At 49.7% G+C, this 20,502-nt stretch carries 18 protein-coding genes; 3 read left to right on the forward strand and 15 right to left on the reverse strand.

Going from position 1 to position 20,502, the window contains the following annotated elements; all coding sequences use genetic code 11:
- Positions 1–5: 5 nt before the first annotated feature.
- The 6 genes from KJS65_RS26175 to KJS65_RS26200 form a co-directional block, all read right to left on the reverse strand.
- The gene (locus KJS65_RS26175; protein WP_213652772.1) at positions 6–929 is read right to left on the reverse strand and encodes a carbohydrate ABC transporter permease; all 924 of its coding nucleotides are present in this window, start codon (positions 927–929) and stop codon (positions 6–8) included.
- A gap of 92 nt (positions 930–1,021) precedes the next feature.
- On the reverse strand, positions 1,022–2,341 hold the full coding sequence (locus KJS65_RS26180; RefSeq protein ID WP_244864830.1) for an ABC transporter substrate-binding protein: 1,320 nt from the start codon (positions 2,339–2,341) through the stop codon (positions 1,022–1,024).
- Between the two features lie 259 nt (positions 2,342–2,600).
- Positions 2,601–4,244, reverse strand: coding sequence for a 3-keto-alpha-glucoside-1,2-lyase-like domain-containing protein (locus KJS65_RS26185; protein ID WP_244864832.1), 1,644 nt, complete (start codon positions 4,242–4,244; stop codon positions 2,601–2,603).
- 344 nt (positions 4,245–4,588) lie between these two features.
- Positions 4,589–6,355 carry a glycoside hydrolase family 2 protein gene (locus tag KJS65_RS26190; RefSeq protein WP_213652773.1) on the reverse strand — a complete coding sequence of 589 codons (1,767 nt, stop codon included), beginning with the start codon at positions 6,353–6,355 and terminating at the stop codon, positions 4,589–4,591.
- A gap of 171 nt (positions 6,356–6,526) precedes the next feature.
- The gene (locus KJS65_RS26195) at positions 6,527–6,973 is read right to left on the reverse strand and encodes a HEAT repeat domain-containing protein (protein ID WP_213652774.1); all 447 of its coding nucleotides are present in this window, start codon (positions 6,971–6,973) and stop codon (positions 6,527–6,529) included.
- A gap of 24 nt (positions 6,974–6,997) precedes the next feature.
- Positions 6,998–7,189 (reverse strand): DUF3934 family protein, encoded by a 192-nt coding sequence (locus tag KJS65_RS26200; RefSeq protein ID WP_213652775.1) that lies wholly within the window; start codon positions 7,187–7,189, stop codon positions 6,998–7,000.
- 286 nt (positions 7,190–7,475) lie between these two features.
- Here KJS65_RS26200 and KJS65_RS26205 point away from each other — a divergent pair, with 286 nt between their 5' ends.
- Together KJS65_RS26205 and KJS65_RS26210 are read left to right on the forward strand one after the other, a co-directional pair.
- Complete coding sequence (locus tag KJS65_RS26205; RefSeq protein WP_213652776.1) at positions 7,476–8,054, forward strand: TetR/AcrR family transcriptional regulator; 579 nt, start codon at positions 7,476–7,478, stop codon at positions 8,052–8,054.
- Positions 8,055–8,130: 76 nt separating this feature from the next.
- Positions 8,131–9,252, forward strand: a complete 1,122-nt coding sequence (locus KJS65_RS26210) for a cytochrome P450 (protein ID WP_213652777.1) — start codon at positions 8,131–8,133, stop codon at positions 9,250–9,252.
- An 84-nt stretch (positions 9,253–9,336) separates the two neighbouring features.
- Here the strand turns inward: KJS65_RS26210 and KJS65_RS26215 are convergent, their stop codons facing one another.
- Positions 9,337–10,164 (reverse strand): aldo/keto reductase, encoded by an 828-nt coding sequence (locus KJS65_RS26215; protein ID WP_213652778.1) that lies wholly within the window; start codon positions 10,162–10,164, stop codon positions 9,337–9,339.
- Positions 10,165–10,473: 309 nt separating this feature from the next.
- Here KJS65_RS26215 and KJS65_RS26220 point away from each other — a divergent pair, with 309 nt between their 5' ends.
- On the forward strand, positions 10,474–10,614 hold the full coding sequence (locus KJS65_RS26220) for a hypothetical protein (protein WP_168929067.1): 141 nt from the start codon (positions 10,474–10,476) through the stop codon (positions 10,612–10,614).
- 13 nt (positions 10,615–10,627) lie between these two features.
- Here the strand turns inward: KJS65_RS26220 and KJS65_RS26225 are convergent, their stop codons facing one another.
- The 8 genes from KJS65_RS26225 to KJS65_RS26260 form a co-directional block, all read right to left on the reverse strand.
- Positions 10,628–11,122 carry a hypothetical protein gene (locus KJS65_RS26225; RefSeq protein ID WP_213652779.1) on the reverse strand — a complete coding sequence of 165 codons (495 nt, stop codon included), beginning with the start codon at positions 11,120–11,122 and terminating at the stop codon, positions 10,628–10,630.
- Positions 11,123–11,211: 89 nt separating this feature from the next.
- Entirely contained in the window at positions 11,212–12,033 is an 822-nt protein-coding gene (locus KJS65_RS26230; RefSeq protein ID WP_213652780.1) for an MBL fold metallo-hydrolase, read from the reverse strand.
- Positions 12,034–12,073: 40 nt separating this feature from the next.
- Entirely contained in the window at positions 12,074–13,831 is a 1,758-nt protein-coding gene (locus KJS65_RS26235) for a glycoside hydrolase family 36 protein (RefSeq protein ID WP_213652781.1), read from the reverse strand.
- Positions 13,832–13,858: 27 nt separating this feature from the next.
- Positions 13,859–14,692, reverse strand: coding sequence for a carbohydrate ABC transporter permease (locus KJS65_RS26240; RefSeq protein WP_213652782.1), 834 nt, complete (start codon positions 14,690–14,692; stop codon positions 13,859–13,861).
- Positions 14,693–14,706: 14 nt separating this feature from the next.
- A complete protein-coding gene (locus KJS65_RS26245; protein WP_213652783.1) occupies positions 14,707–15,588 on the reverse strand; it encodes a carbohydrate ABC transporter permease in 882 nt (293 codons plus the stop codon).
- A 68-nt stretch (positions 15,589–15,656) separates the two neighbouring features.
- On the reverse strand, positions 15,657–16,997 hold the full coding sequence (locus KJS65_RS26250; RefSeq protein WP_213652784.1) for an ABC transporter substrate-binding protein: 1,341 nt from the start codon (positions 16,995–16,997) through the stop codon (positions 15,657–15,659).
- A 103-nt stretch (positions 16,998–17,100) separates the two neighbouring features.
- Complete coding sequence (locus tag KJS65_RS26255) at positions 17,101–18,690, reverse strand: response regulator transcription factor (protein WP_213652785.1); 1,590 nt, start codon at positions 18,688–18,690, stop codon at positions 17,101–17,103.
- Positions 18,683–20,500: a sensor histidine kinase gene (locus tag KJS65_RS26260; protein ID WP_213652786.1), complete on the reverse strand. Its 1,818-nt coding sequence runs from the start codon at positions 20,498–20,500 to the stop codon at positions 18,683–18,685. The genes KJS65_RS26255 and KJS65_RS26260 overlap by 8 nt, the downstream gene beginning before the upstream one ends.
- Positions 20,501–20,502 lie beyond the last annotated feature (2 nt).

Consider the following 20,502-nt stretch of genomic DNA (forward strand, 5'->3'; position numbering starts at 1 on the left):
TCTCCTTATCCGTCTTTCCGGTCGGTAAATTTGAATTGAATGACGGCAATAAGCAGCATAATGAGGCAGAAAATGATCGACTGTGCGGAGGCAAGACCAAACATATCCTTTTTGAATCCGGTCACGTAAATATACCTGATCATCGTATTCGTGGAATCTCCCGGTCCGCCTCCCGTCATAATCTGTACCTGGCCGAACAGTTTCAGGCAGCTGATGATCTGATAAAAGATTTGGATTTTCATCACACTGGACAGTCCCGGCAACGTGATGTGCAGGAATCGTTTCCAGGCATTCGCGCCGTCAATCTTAGCCGCTTCGTACTGATCGGTGGGAATCTCCTGCAGCCCTGCAAGGAAAAGGACCATGACGAAACCGACGGTCCACCAGTCTGTTGCTATCGTAATGGCCCACCAGACGAATCTATGGTCTGTCAGCCAGTTGATGTCTGAAGGAAGTCCCAACAGATGCAGGAATGCATTCACCGGGCCGTTCTTGGTGTCGAAAAGACGCAGCCAAATAAAGCTGATGACCGACACGGACAACACGTATGGCAGGAAAAACACTGAACGGATCAATGTCCGAAACCAAAGTTTCTGGTTGATAATCAGTGCTAATATCAGCCCCAGAATAATGACGGTTGGGGCGCATAGCAGTACAAAATAAAAGGAGTGCCACATATACTGATAAAAATCAGAATTCGTTATTATTTTTTTATAGTTGGCAAACGCAACATACTTCTCCATACCTTGAATGCTCCAGACATGCAGGCTCATCCACGCGCCGCGCAGCACAGGCCACAAATAGAACACCGCAAACGGCACCAGGAACGGGATCAGGTACAGGATAGCTTTAAGTTCGGTACGTATGCGCAAAGGTTCCCTCTTACGCAGAGCCATGGATCCTTTGCCTTCGTTCAATTTTGTCTCCATTCTCCATATCTCCTCAGCTGAAGCTTCTGTTGTTAAGAAGGAGAAGAAGCTCCCCTGCCGCCTGTGCTGGAATGCTTCCTCTCCACTTTCAATTAGTTATCCAGAACTTCGTTGATCTGTTTCTCCATATTTGCGAGTCCGTCTTTCGGTGATTCATTGCCGAAAATAATGTTTTGCAAAGATTCCGAGATCGTCGTAATGATGGTGGTGTATTTATCGGTTGGAGGTGCGAATTTCACGGTTTTTTGCGCTTCGATAAATTCGCTGCGGTATGGAAGACTCTTATATTCTTCGCTTGCCGTCACGTTGCTGTTCGCCGGCACATGGCCTGCTTGCCCCCAGGTCTTGCCGCCGATTTCAGAGAAATACTTCATGAATTTGGCTGCGGCTTCCTGCTTCTCAGCCGACACATACGAAGGGATAACCAGGGTATGCGAGCTCGCCCAGTGCGTCTGGCTTCCAAAGATCGGAGGCAGCGGCATTGCGCCAATGTTCAAGGACTTGTCGCCCAGCAGCAGCCCGGCTTCCCATACGCCACCGAACCAGAATGCGGCTTTGCCGTTATGGAACGTGTCCCAAGGTGCTTTATCATTGAGATCGGCGTATTTGTTTTTGTAGAGATCCATGTAGAAATTCAGCACATTCAGTGCTTTATCGTTATTGATCGCAGCCTTCGTCATATCCGTGTTCAGGATGTCTCCGCCTGCTTCATAATACATATTCAAGAACGGCTCCTGGAAATAAGGGGTGTTCACGGCAAGCGCCTGCACATCCGGTACCTTGGTATGGATATCGCTTAACGTCTTCTCGAATCCTTCCGGTGTCATGTCGCCGAGCTTCGGTGTGCCGTCCTCATTCAGCAAATCTGCTTTTTTCAAAATATCCTTGTTATAGTAGAACATATGAAAGTGCGTATCCAGCGGCACAGCGTAAGGCTTGCCATCATAACTCACGCTCTTGATGTTGGATTCGGTAATCTCCTTGAGATCAAAGCCAACCTTGGTTGCCAGTTCATCCACAGGCAAAATTTGCTTTGCCTTCACGAATGGGGATATCCGGTCCACGTGAGCTACGGCAACATCAGGACCCTTGGATGAAGACAGCGCCGTGCTGAGCTTGGCGTAATATTCATTGGATTCCAGGCGCAGCTGCTTCACAGTGACTTCCTTTTGAGAGTCATTAAAGCCCTTGATGATCTGATCGACGAAATCGCCTTCCCCGCCCCCGAACATGTTCCAGAACGTGATTTCAACCGGACTGCCGCCCGCGCTCTCCGTCTTTGGCGCATCCGTGGTTGTTGTGCTGGAAGAACTGCTATCCTTCGTTTGTGAAGAGCATCCCGACAAAACCAGGGCAAGCGTTAATCCAGCCGTGAGGATTCCCGTCCATTTCTTTTTCTTATTCATCTTCATATCAGACCCACCTTCTCGTTCAATAATGTTGGTTTTAGAAAGCCCTTTCACCTCAATGTAAGTGCTTTCTTCAACACTTACTTTACATGGATTCATCCAGGGTAAGAACCGACAAAAAGCCGATCCTTAGGGAACAAAAGACAGATGTTACAACGTCTCCGCTCCGGAAAAGGTAGACGATCTTACGATTGGTGGTGAAACGTAAGCAGGGCATTATGACATGAAAAGGAGCCCTCTTCAGGGCTCCTCCGACAGCAGACTAATTCAGTTTAATATTATCGAAGCTGACGCTGTTGTTGAAGCCGCCGCGGACACCAATCGTGCCCCCGGTAAATACAGCATCGTTGTAGCTGATTTTTGGCGTGTTCATATCACCAACGTACACCTTGATATTTCCGCTGTTCACAACGATTTTCAAATGGTACCACGTCCCTGTCGCAATCGCCGTGTTAACCGACTGCAGCTGTGTCCAGCCATTGTTAAAGCGTCCCAGCCAGACGGTTCCCGTGGAATCGATCCCGGCCCCGTAACCCTTTTGCAGGTCTGCTCCGGCAGAAGGATTCATTACATTGAAGATCAGGCTGCCTTGTCCGGCGTTGTTCAGCTTTACGTCACCTTCAAGCGTATAATTCATCTTGGAAGGATAAGGCGTCAGCACCGATTTATCCGCATTCACGGAATTTACATTATACGTTCCTCCGCTGACCGTCCAAGCTCCGCCATAGTGAACCCATCCGCTGTCATTTGCTGCGAAATCGTTCGTGTAGGCGCTGCTCAGCTGCCCGAATCTGACCTGTACCTTATGTCCGCCAACGCTCCGCTCCACGGAGTTCAGCATTGCGATTTCATTCGGTCCGGTCTGATACAGCGCGCTCCACCATGCATTGCCAAAGGCGGGAATATCGTTGTCATACCACGTATTTCCAAAATCATTGCTGAGGGAGAGCACGTTGGAATTCGAGCTTAGCACGAGCCGGCCATCACTAAGGGACAGGAGGTAAGGTCCTCCATGCTGATCGGTGTTTACTTTGGTGCCGATCCCGCTGGCCCAGGTCTTCCCATCCGTGCTTTTCTTGGTGAAAATGTTGCAGTTCTGCGTACCGCAAACCTCGAAGGTCACAATATACTGCCCATTCGTCATCTTTGTCCATACCGGCATTCCCGGACGTGAGCCCGCATTTACCGGGTCCCAGGCAACGTAAATTTCATTCCCCCAGCTGCTGCCGCCATTCGTGGAAATCTTCTCGGAGATCAGCTGGCTGTAGGATGGATTTCCGGTTACATGCTTCTCATTCGCATACATCAGCGCTACAGAGCCGTCATCAAGCAGCTGCATATGTGGCTCATATACACCCTTATCCGGGTTTCCAAGCGCGCCGGGTGCGCCGGTATTCTCATCCACTGTGCTCAGGTAATTCCAGCTTGAGCCTCCGTTCACACTCTTGTACACTTTGATCTGATACGATTCCTGCCAACGGACAGAACGCATCGCCAGCAAAATATCGCCGTTTGGCAGCTGCAGCAGCTGTCCATTGTCCAAATCGCGGCCATCCTCCCAGAGCGTTGCGCTCAGCGACCAAGTGCGGCAGTTGTCCGTGCTGCGGAATACCTGCAGGCGTGTTCCGCCCCAGGAAACCTTCGTATAGCCATTGTTATCATAAATGGCGGCAACCGCCAGCCAGTCACCATTCGCCAACTTGACCATCCGCGCATATTCAGCACCGAACGTACCGGGTCTGATTCCCCTTGCATCCGCTCCGGCATCGGTAAACGTGTTAATATCCGTGATCGTGGATGTGGTCCCCCACACAATCGGTCCATTCGCAGCAAAAGCCGGAACGGCGGCAATCATCATGATAAGGCACAAAAAGCCCGCAAACGACGTGAATAATTTTTTGATCAAAATAATTCCCCTCCCGGTTCGATTCGATTTTCATCCTGCACTAACCGTGTACCATGCACGCTGCCGACATATTTCACCTCCTGCCTCGCGGCTTCAGCATTGATCGTTTATTATGGAAAGCCTTAAGATGTACAGATACAATGTAAGGGCTTTCTTGGGACAAGTGTAATATGCATCGTTGGGTCATGAAACCGAAAATCGGCATGCTTTTAGGGAACAATGTTACGATTTTTTCGCTGCAGAAAGCTATCGGCCCCCCCATGCGGATTTGATTACGGTATGATCCCGAAAAAAAAGCCTGATCCGGTATGCCGGACACAGGCTCATTATATTGAATAACTCCATTACGATAGGTTGATCTCCCGGATGATTTCAAGCGGAATCTTCGGCTTCCGGTCTTCGGTCAGAAGTCCATTCACTTCCTGCTGTACATCCGTAATCTGCGTGTAACAATATCCACAAATATAGTCCGTATCCTTGATGGCCTGCGTAATATTCCGGAACCGCTCGACAAACGCTTCCTCGCTGTTCACCTGATTTCCGTAACCCCAGCCTGTGCCGGAGTCGAAGGCTATGCCGCCGAATTCGCTAACCATGACCGGCTGTCCCCGGTATTCATAGCCCTGAGCCATCGCGTACTTCCAGTTATTAAATGAAAATTTGTTGCCAAGCAGCGCGTCCGGATCCGCGTAACGCTCCAGCAAGGCCTGACCATGCTCCTCATAGTCATGCAGAGTAATGATATCGCTGACTGTATGTTCCCATCCATCATTAACAATAACAGGGCGGTTCGGGTCCATGGACTTGGTGAGATGATAGATCGCCTCGGTAAACTGCTGCTGCTTCTCATGCGATAAGATTTGCGGAATGCCCCATGACTCGTTAAAAGGCACCCATGTCACGATCGACGGATGGTTATATTGCTGCCGCACGATTTCGGTCCATTCTCTCGTAAATAATTCGACCGCTTCATCATTAAATTCAAAAGTCGCTGCCATCTCCGACCATACGAGCAGACCCTTCACATCGCACCAGTACAGGAATCTCGCGTCTTCAATCTTCATATGCTTGCGAACGCCATTATATCCCATAGCGAGAATGGCATCGATATCCTGGATCAGCGCTTCTTCCGAAGGCGGGGTCAGATGGCTTTCCGTCCAATATCCCTGATCCAGAATCATTCTTTGATAGATTGGCGTGTTGTTGAGCAGTACCTTGCCGTTTTCGATGGAAACTTTGCGGAGGCCGAAGTACGAAAATACCCGATCAACAACCACGTCATTTTCATACAAAATATACTCGACATCGTACAGGTTAGGGGTCTGCGGAGACCATGCCAGCGTCTTCCACGGACCGTTGACTTCATGCGTCAAATCCACATCCAGCTGCAGCCACGGGCGGTCGATATGCAGCTGAACCTGCTTCAATATCTTCTGCTTGTAGCTGATACGCGTCTCCAGACGGAGCGAAGCCGCGGCAGCTGCCATTTGGGTCTGATACTCAAAGCGGACCGAACGGTTATCGAAATCCGGGGTAATCTTAACCGCCTTGATGCGGGAAGCTGCCGTATATTCAACCCACACACTCTGCCAAATTCCCGTTGTTTGTACATAAAAGCACTCAAAATTCTCATCCACCCAGCGCTGTTTTCCGCGTGGCTGCGTGCAGCTCTGACTGTCTTCAGCCTTGACAACGATCCGGTTCGGGACTCCCGCACCTTGCTTCAAATAATCCGTAATATCAAACGAGAAGGCCGCATATCCGCCCTGGTGCTTCCCGGCAAAACAACCGTTTACCCATACCTTGGCGATGTAATCCACAGCCTGAAAGTTAAGCATTACACGCTGGTCCCCGACCTCTTGCTGCAGCACCAAATCCCGCTGGTACCAGACGTAAGGATGGAAGGTCTCCTCCCCGATCCCGCTGGCCTGTGTCTCATATGTAAAAGGAACCTGAATTTTCCGGTCGCCATGCAGATCATCCTGCCACTTCTCGAGTTCACCAACATTCGCATCGTCAAAGCGGAAATCCCACTCTCCATTCAAGTTCTGCCAGCTATCACGCACAAATTGCGGCCTCGGATAGTCTTTGATGTACTTTTGCGTTGTCATTGTGAAGCACACCCTCCTTTTAAAACAATATTTTTGTTTAATTACAATATTATTGTATTAATGATAACAGGATATGGCTCGCAGGGAAAAATGTCAATGGCTTTTTGCAACTCCTGCATATATAAAAGGAGCCAAGCCTCTTCAGGCCTGCCCCCATCTGTTTTCAACAATTTACAGCGACTTCCACATGCCTTCAAGCCATGCATCGAATTCTGCGCCTTTATCGCCTTCATACGTATTATATACGTCGATTCTCATCTTCTTCAGCTTTTCCTTAAACTCTTCATAAGAATGGTCTTTGGGAAGACTTTTCTTTACACGCAGCAGAATTTTCTGGATGCCTTTAACCACTTCATACTTGCTGCGGACCGGCTTCTCGACATCTTCTCCCCAAGCCTTTAGCTTCTCATAGGCCGCCTCTTGCACCTGATAGACAGGATCTGTGTCCAATCTATGCTTGAGAATATCGATGGATTTCTGGCTTTTCCAATTGCCCAGCTCCTCAACCGCATCCAGCCGTTCTTTCCAGTTCGCTGTGCGGTTTGCTGAATTTTTGAGCTCGTTATAATTCTCAGGCAAGTCGCTTGCCACGTTTACTTCCGGTTCTATATTTTCCATTTGCATGTCATCTCCTTATGAATGTCAGTCGAGCTTCGCATCAATATCATTTTTTACATTGCCATCTTTTTTAGCGTCGCCACCATCTTTTTTCGTACCTTTACTGGTATAAGGCTTCGGGGCGCTTTTTATCCGGCGGGCTTTCGCATCCCAGCGGGTCCAGCCCTTCTTGCCCGTTCCCCTGCCTGTACCGCCCTTGCCCTTTGCTTTACTCAAATGATCACTCCGTTACGGGTATAGTGTTCTTGGTTTAGTCATATCCATTTCTTCTGATTATTTAACCAGCATGTTGAAATATACACCACTATGGTCAATATGTACATGATACACATAGAAAAAGCATAAAACTGAACATCCTCTTCATTATAATTGCGTTTTATTCCCTCGATATACTGAGCTTTCTTTTAATTGACTAATATTCCCCAGTATGTTATTTTATTTTTGAACTGACCAGTCAGATTAACACTTATCCGAAATCATGCTTTTGAAAGGTAGATTAACCTTGAGTAAAGATAAAATCATACGCGCAGCCATTGAAGTATTCTCTGAAAACGGATATCACCGCGCGAGCATGGACGAGATTGCCCTGAGGGCGCAGGTCGCCAAAGGAACGCTATATTACAATTTCCCGGGGAAATCCCAGCTGTTCAAAACCATCGTCAAAGAGGGCTTTGAGAATATCATGCAGCGAACCCAAGCAGACCTGAATGCCCCGCTACCAATCAAGGAACAGATCCTGCGAATTATCCGCCATCATCTGGATCTTTTTCTGGAGTCGCGCCACTTTTCGCATATCGTGTTCAATGAGCTTTCGAATGGAATTGAGCAGGATGTTTTGGAAGAGCTGAAGCAGCTCCGCCGCGAGCATCTACACTTTTTGGCTTCGATTCTCGAAGCAGCGAAATGCGAGGAGAATCTTCTCCGCGACGTCGATGCGAATTTGGCGGCAGCAAGCATTATCGGCACACTGGAAAGTACCTGCAATTATTACCTGAGCCATCCCAATGCGTATTCACGCGATGACTTGGAACGTTACGTCTTCACGATCATTACCAAAGGCCTGTTCATATCGATCGATTAGCACGGCCTTTTTTTAAAAAATCCTAAAACTGACCAGTCAGTTCAAAAATCCGAAATGAAAGTGACGGTGTCTAAGCATGGAATGGAATAAAAACGGTCTGCTGCCTTTGGAATGGTTTAAACAAATGCGCGTAAACTCTCCGGTAATCGAATCAGAAAACAATTTGGTCTGGAACGTTTTTAAATACGAGGATGTCAAAGCCGTCTTCACGAATTATGATATCTTCTCTTCACAAGGCTCCCCCTCTTCCGAAGACCCGCTGGAGTACAGCATTCTGCGGCAGGATCCGCCGAAACACCGTCAACTGCGTAAGCTGGTTTCCCAGGCTTTTACCCCGCGCGTGATTGAGTCTCTCACTCCAAAAATCCAGGCAATTACGACATCGCTACTTGACGAGGCAGAGAAGAAAGGCCAAATGGATGCCATTGCTGATTTCTCCAGTCCTCTTCCGATCACCGTTATCGCTGAGATGCTGGGGGTATCCGTAGAGCACCGGGAAAAATTCAAGGAATGGTCAGATGCCCTTGTAGGCGATCATGCCGAGAACTTTTACCAATGCCAGCGGGAGATGAGTGAATACTTCTCGGTAATCGCTGAGGACCGCCGCCGTCATCCGCAGGAGGATCTGATCACCAAACTGGTGCAGGCACGCATTGATAACGAGCATTTAAGCGATATGGAAATCATCGGATTTTGTATTCTCCTTCTGGTAGCCGGCAACGAAACGACAACCAATCTGATCTCTTCAGCCATGCTTGGCATTGACAGTCTTCCAGAAGTACGGGCACAACTGCTTGCGGACCGGACTTTGATCCCGGGAGCGATAGAAGAAACCTTTCGCTACTTCTCGCCGGTTCAGCTGATGTTCCGCCATGTTAAAGAGGATACCGTGCTGCGGGGGCAGGAGCTGAAGAAAGGACAGTTCATCCATATTTGGATGGCTTCAGCCAACCATGATGAAGATGTATTCGAACGGCCGGAAGAATTCAATATCCACCGGAATCCGAATCCACATCTGGGTCTTGGCAGCGGTATCCACTTCTGCCTTGGTTCACAGCTGGCCCGGCTTGAATCCAAAATTGCTATTGAGACGCTACTGGAGCGTTTCCCGAATTACCGACGCGACCGTTCCGCAGAGCTTGCCAGGATGGATAGCACGATGATGTTCGCACTAAAGGAACTGCCTATTATTTTATAATGAATGTATAATCTAAAAAAATCGCGTATTCAGCCGTTGAGCTGGGCTACGCGATTTTTACTGCAATATGATCAGGAGTTCCGTCTAGAAGTTAACATTGTCCGGGTCTCCACCAAACCGATGGTTTTGGTTGAGGCCATTGATTTGTTCCATATCCGCCGGCATTAATTCAAAGTCGAATATATCGGCGTTTTCGATAATTCTATGCTCCTTGACCGACTTCGGAATCGTAACGATTCCGCTCTGAATATCCCAGCGAAGAATGACTTGCGCAATGGATTTCCCGTACTTGGCCCCGATGTTCGCAAGCACTTCGTTATCGAGCAAATGGCCTTGGGCCAATGGAGCCCACGCCTCCACTTGAATTTCCTGCGACTTGCAATATTCACGGAGTTCGATCTGGCTGAGCAGCGGATGCAGCTCCACCTGGTTCACCGCCGGCTTCACCTGTGAATCTTTCATCAGATCCTCTAAATGGTGGACTTGGAAGTTGGATACGCCGATGGAACGCACTTTACCATCCTTTTGCAGCTTCTCAAGAGCCCTCCAGGTATCCTTGTACTTGCCCATGACCGGCCAGTGTACCAAATAAAGATCCACGTAATCCATTCCCAGCTTGCTTATGCTTTTTTCGAAGGCCGCCAAGGTTGAATCATAGCCTTGATCCGAATTCCAAACTTTTGTTGTGATAAAGAGATCCTCGCGCGGGACACCAGATTCCCGGACCGCCTGACCGACGCCTTCTTCATTCCCATACAGAGCTGCCGTATCAATGCTGCGATAGCCGTGCGAAATGGCTGCCTTCACGGAATCGATAACTTCCTGGCCTTCTTGTACTTTGTAAACTCCAAGTCCAAGCCATGGCATGGAATAGCCGCTGGACAAGGCTGTGGCGGATTGCAGGTTTTTCATGAGTAAGACGCCTCCTTCGGTTAGGTACAAGTTATGGATGAGGAAAAAACACCCATATTAGACCCAAGATAAACCAGCGTCCGGGCAAAGTCAAATTCAAGGTTTGGTCTTGTACAGCACGTTGCATATCGAATATACATCCTATTTTTGTGCGAAAACGTTCATCGGAACAACACAAAAAGGCCACCTGAATAGAGTAATATGAAACAAATCTCCGTTAGCGGTTTAATTAATGTATAGATGATATAATATGGAACTTTTATCAAATGAAAGCGTTATATAAATAAGAGAACACGAGGCGGTGAAATTGTGAAAACCAAGTCCACGCACTCCGTTGTCGCTGCGGTATTAACCTTCAGCATACTGATTGTGAATTGCGCCGAAGCCAGGCGTGCTGCCGATGCAGCTTCCAGTTCAACATATAAACCATCCAAAGGATTATCGCCCTAACGTCCGCATTCCATTATGAAAACACCCGCTGGTACCCTACAACCGCTCCGTAGCCTTCATAGCATTTTCCGTACAACTCGCTGACAAGAGTATCAGCTCTGCGGATCATTTTAACCAGGTGCTCTTCTTCCATCCGTTGAAACTGCATCATATCCGGACTGTTCACGATAAACCGGATGCATTCGATAAAATTAACGGTGCCCAGATCCCTGTTTCCATGACTGTCGCGGGTGAGATCCAAGAGTTCATCCAGCGAAAGCGAACAGGGAGGATAAACCCGCTTATAATCCTTCATATATAAAGTCTTCAGCGCAGTGTCGATGGCCCAATTGCATAGTATGAGACATGGCAAATTCAGCTGGCTTTCTAAATAGGACTTCGTGAGGTTCATGCATTTCTGAACTTCCTCGATACTGGCGATGCTGCTTTTGGCTGCCTCTCTATGCTGCAGTACATGCGTACTCGAGTCAAAATACTTTTCTTCTCTGAAATGATGCTGTACTGTCATGGTTTACTCTCCTCTGCTCCTTATCTATCTATCCTTTTCCACTTTCAAAAAAAATCGCCGATGCAAGGTGCATCAGCGTTGGTGCAGTGTCATGGAAGTTCAAGTATCATGCCGTCATATGCCACCTGGATTCCATGCGGCGTGAAAATCTCCGTCAAATTCGTATGTGTCAGCTGTGCGTTATGTGAAAAATGAGTCACTACGATGTTTGCGCCTGGCTTCAGCATGTCGTATTCCTCAAACCGCTGCTTCGTTTCCAGGACAGCATCCACATTCATATGGGTTTGGCGGTAATTCACTCGTCCCACCGTGCATTCGAGCACGGCCAGATCCAATTCTTTACCCTGCAGCCAAGCCCAGGTTTCTTCAGGAAACCAGCCGCTGTCATGCCCGTACAGAATGGTCTTGCCGCCCTTTTCGATATAATATAGCAAACAGGTCTCAAGTGGATCATGGCTGGCCGGAAGCGGCACAACGACTGCCGTCTCCAGCTCCATCCGTTCAAAAGGCTTAACACGGTTCAGTACAAATTTCCCCTGCAAGCCTCCGTTAAAATCAAGCGTCTGCTTGATACGCAGCAAAACGGCATCATTCGCATGGATCTGAATCGGATGATCCGCAGACTGCGCGTACCCCGGGAGTCTCGCAACCAGATCTTCCGCGTATAGATGATCTGAATGGGAATGGGTAAAGATCAGGTCCTTGATCAGCTCCAAATCCAGCCCATCGCGGAGCATGTGCATGTATGTATCCGGTGGAAAGTCAATTTTCAGATCATCATCCAGCATCGCCGATGTACGGGATCGGATCTCTTTTCCTCCAAGCTCCCTGGCCTTCACACATAGATCACAGCGGCAAAAGAGCGACGGAATGCCTTCAAAGGCCGCCGTACCCAGAAACCGAATCTTCATATCATCATCTCTCCCCATGATAGAATGAGTTCTTTTATAGCTATTCCTGCTGCAGCCTGATCAGTCCCGATGGAGGCAGCTTGAACAAATGAAGCCCCTCTTGTAGGTGAACGGTTTGATTGGAAATTTCCGAGCCTGTACAGTCCAGTACGGTCATCATTCCACGGATCTGCCCTGCCAGCTGAACAACGACGGCTTCCCGGGAAGTGCCGTTCACGATCAGGAAGATTGTCCGCTCCACGCTGTCAATGTGAATGATTTGTTCGCTGTATACTGCTGCCAGAAGGCGGTTTGGGTCCGATGCATACACAACCGGATACATATATTCCGGCGACTGTGGACGCAAGCTTCCGGCAAGAAGCAGCTCTCGGTGCTCCCGCCAGAATCCAAGCCAAAAGGCAATGACTTGACGGTGAGCTTCGGGAACCCTATCAATCAAGACGGACACCTGCGGGACGGAAAATAAGGAATGGATAAATTGGAGAGCGACATTTTCAGGTCTCTCATTCCAATTCCACATCATCATATCCGAATGAACCGCGGTGTTTCCGCTCAGCAGACGGATATCGATTGAACCAATCCGGTTTTGGCTGTAATTATCTGGACAATCTGCCACCCGGAACATATTACCATATTTTCGCATCAATGGGCCGATATAATTTTGCCGGAATTCGATCATCACATCCGGATGGATTGCCTTCAGCCGCAGCATGACATCAGAGAGCAGCCGGTCTACCGCTTCTGGTACGGAGTCGTAATCCCTTCCGCCGCCAAGCGAATACCTCATCTCTGGAGACAGATTGAAGGAATCCACAAAATCCAGCTTGAAGCCGTCGATCCCCCAGGTCCGCAGTGCTTCTTCATACGTGCCAATCAGGTATTCGCGAACCTCCGGAAACCGGGGATCGAACACGGCTGTATCTACACCGTAGCTGTTCATAAACTTGCCCTCGAAGCGGCTCCAGGCCTTGGAGTGCTTGCCCACAAACGGTACGGAGTACCACAGGATAAATTTCATGCCGAGTGCATGTACATGATCCACCAAACGGCGCATATCCGCGATCCGTTTCGGTGCAACCTCCCAGTCGCCGCAGTAGGCGTAACCCCGCTGGTTATCGTCCGTCTGCCAGCCCACGATGACCGCTTCGCAGCCCAGCTCCTTGGCAAGCACGCACTGCTTTTCAATCTCTGCCGGATCCAGCTGCTGATGGAAGCTGTACCAGGTGGAATACATGGGCAGGCGTGCCGTATCTGGCACATAAGCCGGCGTATAGCCCGGCATGGCGGTCCACCACTCGCCGACCTCCCGCAGGCAATCCGCATAGAAGAGTTCTCTAGTATCGATGCGGATCACGGCTTCATAATGGTCGATCGGCGGGCTGGCTTCGGTGAAGAGCTCCAGCCACACTTCAAACTCTGCTGTTTCTTCATGGATACCGGCGCGCATCCGGAGCGGACGCAGCGCGTCTGAGAAGGCTGTCGTCAGCCGGTTTTGCCCCAATGGACTGTATAGCGAGCATACGGGGGCCAATGATGTGGCTTTGGACTGGAATGGGGTACTGAAGTCCATTCGTAGCCCCTTTTCCCGGTTCGCGCCCGGATCCCAGTAACCGGAAATATCCATCGCGGGATGCATCCAGGAGATCCGCACGGATTCCGGTACCCGTGCTTCTTCCGCGTCCATCACGAAACGGATGTATTCCACTCCGTCCCTTTCCTCTTTAAGCTCCAACGAGCAGCGAAAATGCTTCTCGTCCGTGTTGATGTTCATGTGTCTGGTTCCGATTTGACAACGCATGTTGATCCTCCTCGTCCTCGGTCTTCCTTATCCTTTTACTGCCGAACTGACGGTCAGGGCATTTTCCACCTGTTCCGAGAACAGCAGATAGATGAGCACAGTCGGAATCGTGGATATGACCATCACTGCTCCCATGGCGCCCCAATCCGAAGTGAACTGTGTTTGGAAATATAAAAGTCCCAGCGGCAGTGTCTTCAGCGCATTATCGCTAATCATCACGAGAGCGACCAGAAATTCGTTCCATGCGTACAGAAAGACGAAAATACTCACGGAGGCGATCGCGGGCTTCACGAGCGGAACCATAATCTTGAAGAACGTCGTATATACGCTAGCCCCGTCAATCGAGGCGGACTCTTCAATTTCATAAGGCAATGTCCGGAAAAAGGCGAAAAAGATAATCGTCGCAAATGACAGCTGAAAAGCCACGTAAGGCACAATGACGGCCAGGTAGCTGTTCTGCAGATGAAACGTACGCTCCAGAATCAGCAAGGGAATCAGGATGATTTGCATCGGAATAAACATGCCTACAGTCATGTAAATCTTGGCTCCATTAGCGAACCGCCACTTCATCCGGGCAGCCGCATAAGAGAACATCAGCGACAGAATCACCGTGAATACCACCGTGCCAACGGACACCACAAGGCTATTTTTGAAATAATTCAGTAAATCGAACGCGGAAAACGCGTTTTGATAGTTCTCGAAATGCCATTGCTTCGGAATACCGAATACGTTGGTGGAGAAGATCTCCTCATTCGTTTTAAAAGAGTAGAACAAAAGCCAAATGAGCGGATATAAGCTAAGCAATACGAACAGTGACAGCGGTACATAAATCAGCGTTCGATTCGTCAGTCTTTTTAGCATAAGTACCTCCCCAATTAATAACTGATTTTTTCCCGTGCCACCAATTTGTTAATGAGGATGGTGAACAATAGACATTCAATAACCAATATCGCGGAGGCTGCAGATCCATATCCGTATTCGCCGGATCTGAAGGCCGCTTTATACATCATAAAGGTAAGCGTGTACGAGATATTGCCCGGACCGCCGTTGGTCATGACGAACATATTCTGGAACGCATTCAGTCCACCGGTAATCGCGATGATCAGGCAGAATTTATACGTTTCGCCAAGAAGAGGAATCGTAATTTTCCAATGCGTTTTCCAAAAAGGGGCACCATCGATCTTGGCAGCCTCATACAGATGCTCGGGAATGGACTTGATCGCCGTGTAGATCAGCACCAGCTGAACGCCCATATTTTGCCATGCATTGGTAAAAGCAATCGCCCAGATCGAGGTATGCTCTCCGCTCAGCCATGCCTGTTGATAGTCGATGCCCAGCAGGGAAAGGATGCTGTTCAGCAGTCCGCCGTCGGCATTGTAAATCGAAATCCAGAGCTGCGATACCACGACGCCCGAGAGAACGACCGGAATGAAATAGCTTGTCTTAAAAAACTTGCGTCCTCTGATACTTTTGTTGCTGAGTGCAATAGCCAAAATCGTTCCAAGTCCCATTTGATAGACCACCAGGACAAAGGCGAAAATAAGACCGTTTTTAAGCGATACCCAAAAGTCGTCATCCGTCAACAGCCGCTTATAATTATCCAGGCCGATAAAGGTCGCAGGTGTAAGCCCATCCCAATCAAAAAAGCTTTTCTGGAACGTTTGAAAGATCGGAATCATAACGATAACCGTAAAAAAGAGCAATGTGGGAACCGTAAATACGAGTAGCGCTAAATTATACTTCTGTCTGGATGTCATATTCTCCCTCCCCTTGAAAAACAGGTCATCCAAGAAAGACAAGGATAACCTGTTCTCACCTACCTTATTTATTTACGAGCCGTTTCCAGCGCTTTGTTCATATCTTTAACGAAGTCCTCAGCAGATTGCCCGGCAAGCAGCTTTTGCGTATTATCTTCCACAGCCGTCTTGAACTTCGCGTTCTCATATCCCCAAGCAAACGTCGTCATGGTTTTGAAGTTCACCGAATCGTCCGCATATTGCTGCTGAATCGGCGAAAGTCCCTTTTGCGGGGTCACCTTTTCGGCGAGAATCGAGTTCGGGTCGGATAACAGGATCACGCGCTGCTTCGCAAATTCAAGGGAGAACAATGCCGCATACTTGACGGCCACGTCTTTGTTTTTCGAGTTTTTGGAAACCGCGAACCCTTGGTTGAAGCCGCCGCCGCTTAAGTTCCACTTCACTTGATCCACTTTATCCGCATCGGCCAGCGGAGTGTACAGAATGCCCACCTTATCTCCCATGAGCGAGTCCAGGTTGCTCATCGACCATGCGCCGTTCATGTACATGGCTGCTTTGCCGGAGCTGAACTGAGCCGCAGCATCGTCAGCTGTCGTGTTAAATGCATTTTTGGAGATAAGCCCTGCCTTGGTCAACTCTTCTAATTTTTGTGCGCCCTTTACGTAAGCTTCATCGGAGAATGTGCCTTCTCCGTTATCCAGCTTTTTCAGACCGCCCGGTTCGGATCCTACGATCGCCATGTCGAGCAATAGCACAGCCGGCCATTTCTCTTTGGCAAACACCTCAAGCGGCGTGATCTTCTTCGCATTGAAGGCTTTTACGGCTTCTAAAAATTCATCGTAGTTTGTCGGAACCTTCACATTGTTTTGGCTGAACAATTCTTTGTTGTAATAAATGAGCCCTGCCCACTGTCCAACATTCGGCACCGCATAGGAATGTCCGTCCTTGTTCCACATCATCGGCTTTGCGCTTTCATTCAGCTTATCTTCAAGATTATTTTCCTTGATCACATCGTCCATCGTTGCCAGGTTGTCTGATTTCTTAAGCGTCTCGATCAAACCGCTGGATGCATAGAAAATGTCCGGCAAGCTGCCTGCTGCAGCATACGTTTTAATCTTTTGCTCATCGTCCTGAGCGGAGACCTCGAAGTCCACGCTCACTTCAGGCATGATCTTCTTCATCGCTTCTGCGGCCGCATCATACACAGCCTTATCGGGATCGCTGTACTGCGCATAAAACTTCAGCTTCACGGATTTCGCCGCCGGCGCAGAGCCGCCTGTATCCGTCTTGCTGTCTGCCCCCGCATCGCCGGAGGCTCCTTTATCGCCTGATCCGCATGCGGAAAGTGCGAGCACAAGCATGGAGAGTACCAACAACATCGAAGCTGGTTTTTTAACATTAAATTTCATCGATTTTCCCCCTCTTTATGTGTTCGATATGATTTCATTCTAATGAAAACGCTATCTTACCAACAATGGAGGAATCGGAACTGATTTGTATATTTCGACATTTTTATCTCGTGACCTCATATTCGCTCGGTGATAAACCGGTATGTTTTTTGAATGTTTTACTGAAATGGGCCACGTCGCTGTAACCCACCATTTCGGCGATGCTCGACAACCGCAAGTTCCGGCCGGAACCAAGAAGCTCCTTCGCCTTCTGGATCCGGGTCTCCACGATGTAATCGCTGACGCTCATGCCCAAGCCTTCTTTGAAGACTTTCAGGAGATAACGGGGCTGGATCAGGAATTGGCGCGAAATATCTTCGACCTTCAGCTGGCTGTCCGCATAATGCGTATCGATATGTTCCCTCGCCAGGGTCAGGATTTTGTTCGACTTGGACCGTTTGACGTTCTTCGAATGCTCCAGGACCTTCATGTATAACCCGTTCATCCATTCGAAGGCAGCCTCAAGCGACGGCTTGTTCGTGATGTCTTCAAACGGCGAGAAGCCGGCCGGGAAAATATCGCTCACATGCTTGCCGATTTCATGCACATAGGTCAGGCACAACGACACCAGTCCGGCCAAAATCATATGGATGTAGTCGCCGGAGAGCTGGTTGGTCTGAATATATTGACGAATGGCGTCCAGCGTTTCCTTGATCCGGTCCTCGTCGCGGAGTCGAAGATGAATGAGCAGGTTTTCGTTCATCTCGCTTGGGTAAAAACCGATGTTCGCAGCCCTTGCGACCATTTCCTCGTACTTCAGGACATGCGCCGTATGCATGGAAATCCGGTTGCGAAGCGCGATCACGGACTCCTTGTAGGACTGGCGGATCGAGACGATGCCGCTGCCTACGCTGCCGAGGCCTGCCGTCACGCTGAAACCGAAATGCTTGCTTGTCACAAGGCATAATCGCTCGAACCCTTCCGTCGTCATGCTCGAGCGTTGTTCTTCGGTATCGTACTGCAACAGCAGGATGATGCGGTTCTCCGGCCCGTTGAAAATATACTGCTTGCCCGGGGTCTGAACGAGATCCCCCAGCAGGCTGGAAACGGTGGATTTGCGAAGACGGACCTCTGCAGGGGTGAGCAGCTCTTCATGAAGACCGTCCATTTCAATCGATGCCACCTGAAACAGGGTTTGTTCCTTGTCCATGTCAGACAGATGGAGCCGATTCCAGTCGAGCCCGCTCTCCTCCGTGCCGTCATTGCTGATCAGCAGGTTCAAGAAGCCTTCTTTTAACACCATCCGTTCCTTCTCGGATTTGCTTCGTTCGGACTGCAGCTTCTCGAGCGAGCTCTTGACCTTGGCAAGGGCCACGAGCAGCTCTTCTTCGTCAAAAGGCTTTAGGATATAATCGTCCACCCCGATCTTCAGCGCCTTGCGCGCGTATTCGAATTCGCTGTGGCCGGTGACGAGCAGGACAAACGTGGAAGGATAGCTTTCCTTCACCTTGGCCGCAAGCTCCATGCCGTCCATGTAAGGCATATTGATGTCCACGATGGCGATATCAGGCTGCGTCTCTTCGACCAGCTTCAGCGCCTCGATTCCGTTCTTTGCTTCGCCGCACAGCTCGAATCCATGGGCGTTCCAATCAATGACGCATTGTAAGTAAGCCCGGAACCGGGTCTCGTCGTCGGCAAAAATCACTTTATACATCGGCTTGTTCTCCTCTCGATAGCGGAATTCTGACTGTGATGTCGGCTCCCTCGCCCCGGTTGCTGTGGATGTGGATGCCGTACCGGTCTCCGAAATACAGCCGGATGCGCTCATCCACGCTTTTCAGTCCGAAGGTTTCGCTGCTTTCATGGCCCTTCTTGAACCATTCCAGCTGCTTTGGCAAAAATCCGACGCCGTCATCTTGTACGACCAGTTCCATCGTCTCATCCTGCTTGCGTCCCTCAATCGTAATGTGACCAAAGCTTCCCTTTTCCTTCAGGCCGTGATAGATCGAATTCTCCACGAGCGGCTGCAGGGTCAGCTTCGGAATCGAATAGTTCAGGAGTTCGGCGGGGACGTTGATCCGGAAATCGAACAGGTCGGAATAACGTGCGCTTTGGATATACAGATAGCTCTGGAGGTTCTGCAATTCCTCGCGGACGGTAATGATCTCTTTGCCGTTGCTGAGCGCAACACGGTAGAAGTCCGCCAGCGCCTTAGTCGCTTTTCCCGCCTCTTCGTTCTCCCCCGTTTTGCACAGGACATAGATCAAATCCAGCGTGTTGTAGAAAAAATGCGGCTTGATCTGCTCCTGAATGAGCGCCAGCTCATACTCCCGCTTCTGCTGCTGCTCTTCCCTCACCTTCACGATCAGATCATTGATTCTGCCCAGCATCATGTTCAGGCCGGCGCCGAGCATGCCGACCTCGTCCCGGCTTCTCACTTCCACGGGGCGGTCGATGTTCTCATCCCGGATGCGGTTCATATGCTTGGCAAGTGACATAATCGGGGCCGCGATGACGCCGGAGAGAATGATGGCGCCGAGCAGCGCCAGCAGCAGGCAGAGGCTGCCGACGAGCAGAATAATGCGGGATACCTTGGCCGTCTCCCGGGTCAAATCAACCAGGGAGATTTCATCGACAAGCTTCCAATCGGCATGGCTGAACGGCATCGCCGTCAGCAGCACCTTCTCGCCGTTCTCCTTGCGGATCTCTTGAAAAACGGTATCGCCCGCCATGATTTCCCGCTTTCGTTCGGACTCCAGCGGCTTTAAGAGGCGGCCTTCATCCCCTGCGGAAATCACGATGCCGCGCGAATCCACGATGTAATATCCGGCCGTCTGCACAGGACCCACCGGATTATAAATATTTGAAAGCGTTTTCTCGTTAATGTTGACGAACAGGTAACCAAGCGTCTCCATGGTCTCCGTATCCAGTATTTTTTTGCCGACAGTCAGCACCGCCTTATCTTGATCCAGCACCCAGAAGCTTCGCTTCTGCATCGGAAACCAGAGCATGATGCCGTTGCTGCGCTCGACGGTCTTGTACATGTCGCTTGCAAGCCCCATCTCGCTGCCCGCCGTCAGCTTGGAATCCGTGGTGTAGACATTCTGGTTGCGGTCCACGAATACCGCCGATTCCACGTCCTGAAAGATCAGCTGGGCGAAATCCAGCTTATTCTCGATCTGGTTGCGCAGGACATGGTCGTCGCTGATCGGCAGCTCGCCGTCATGCTTCGCCGCAAGCTCCAGCGTCTTCAGCTTCACCTCTTTGTTCAGGTCGAGCATGGCGATGTTGGCAAAGCTTTCGGCGTTGACGAGAAGGGTATCGATCCGCGTCGTAATGAGCCGCGACTCGTCCAGCATGTTTTTTCTCGTTTTACTGACGATCGATTCCGTATTGGTGTTATAAGAAAAAAGTCCCAGCAGCAATAGCGGGATCACGATCAGCGGCAGGTATACGAAAATGATTTTATTCTGAATCCTCTGGTTCCGGAACCACCTGAATTTGCCGGTCTGCATCCTGTCCATTC

The organism is Paenibacillus sp. J23TS9 (assembly GCF_018403225.1).
Classification (GTDB): domain Bacteria; phylum Bacillota; class Bacilli; order Paenibacillales; family Paenibacillaceae; genus Paenibacillus_AQ.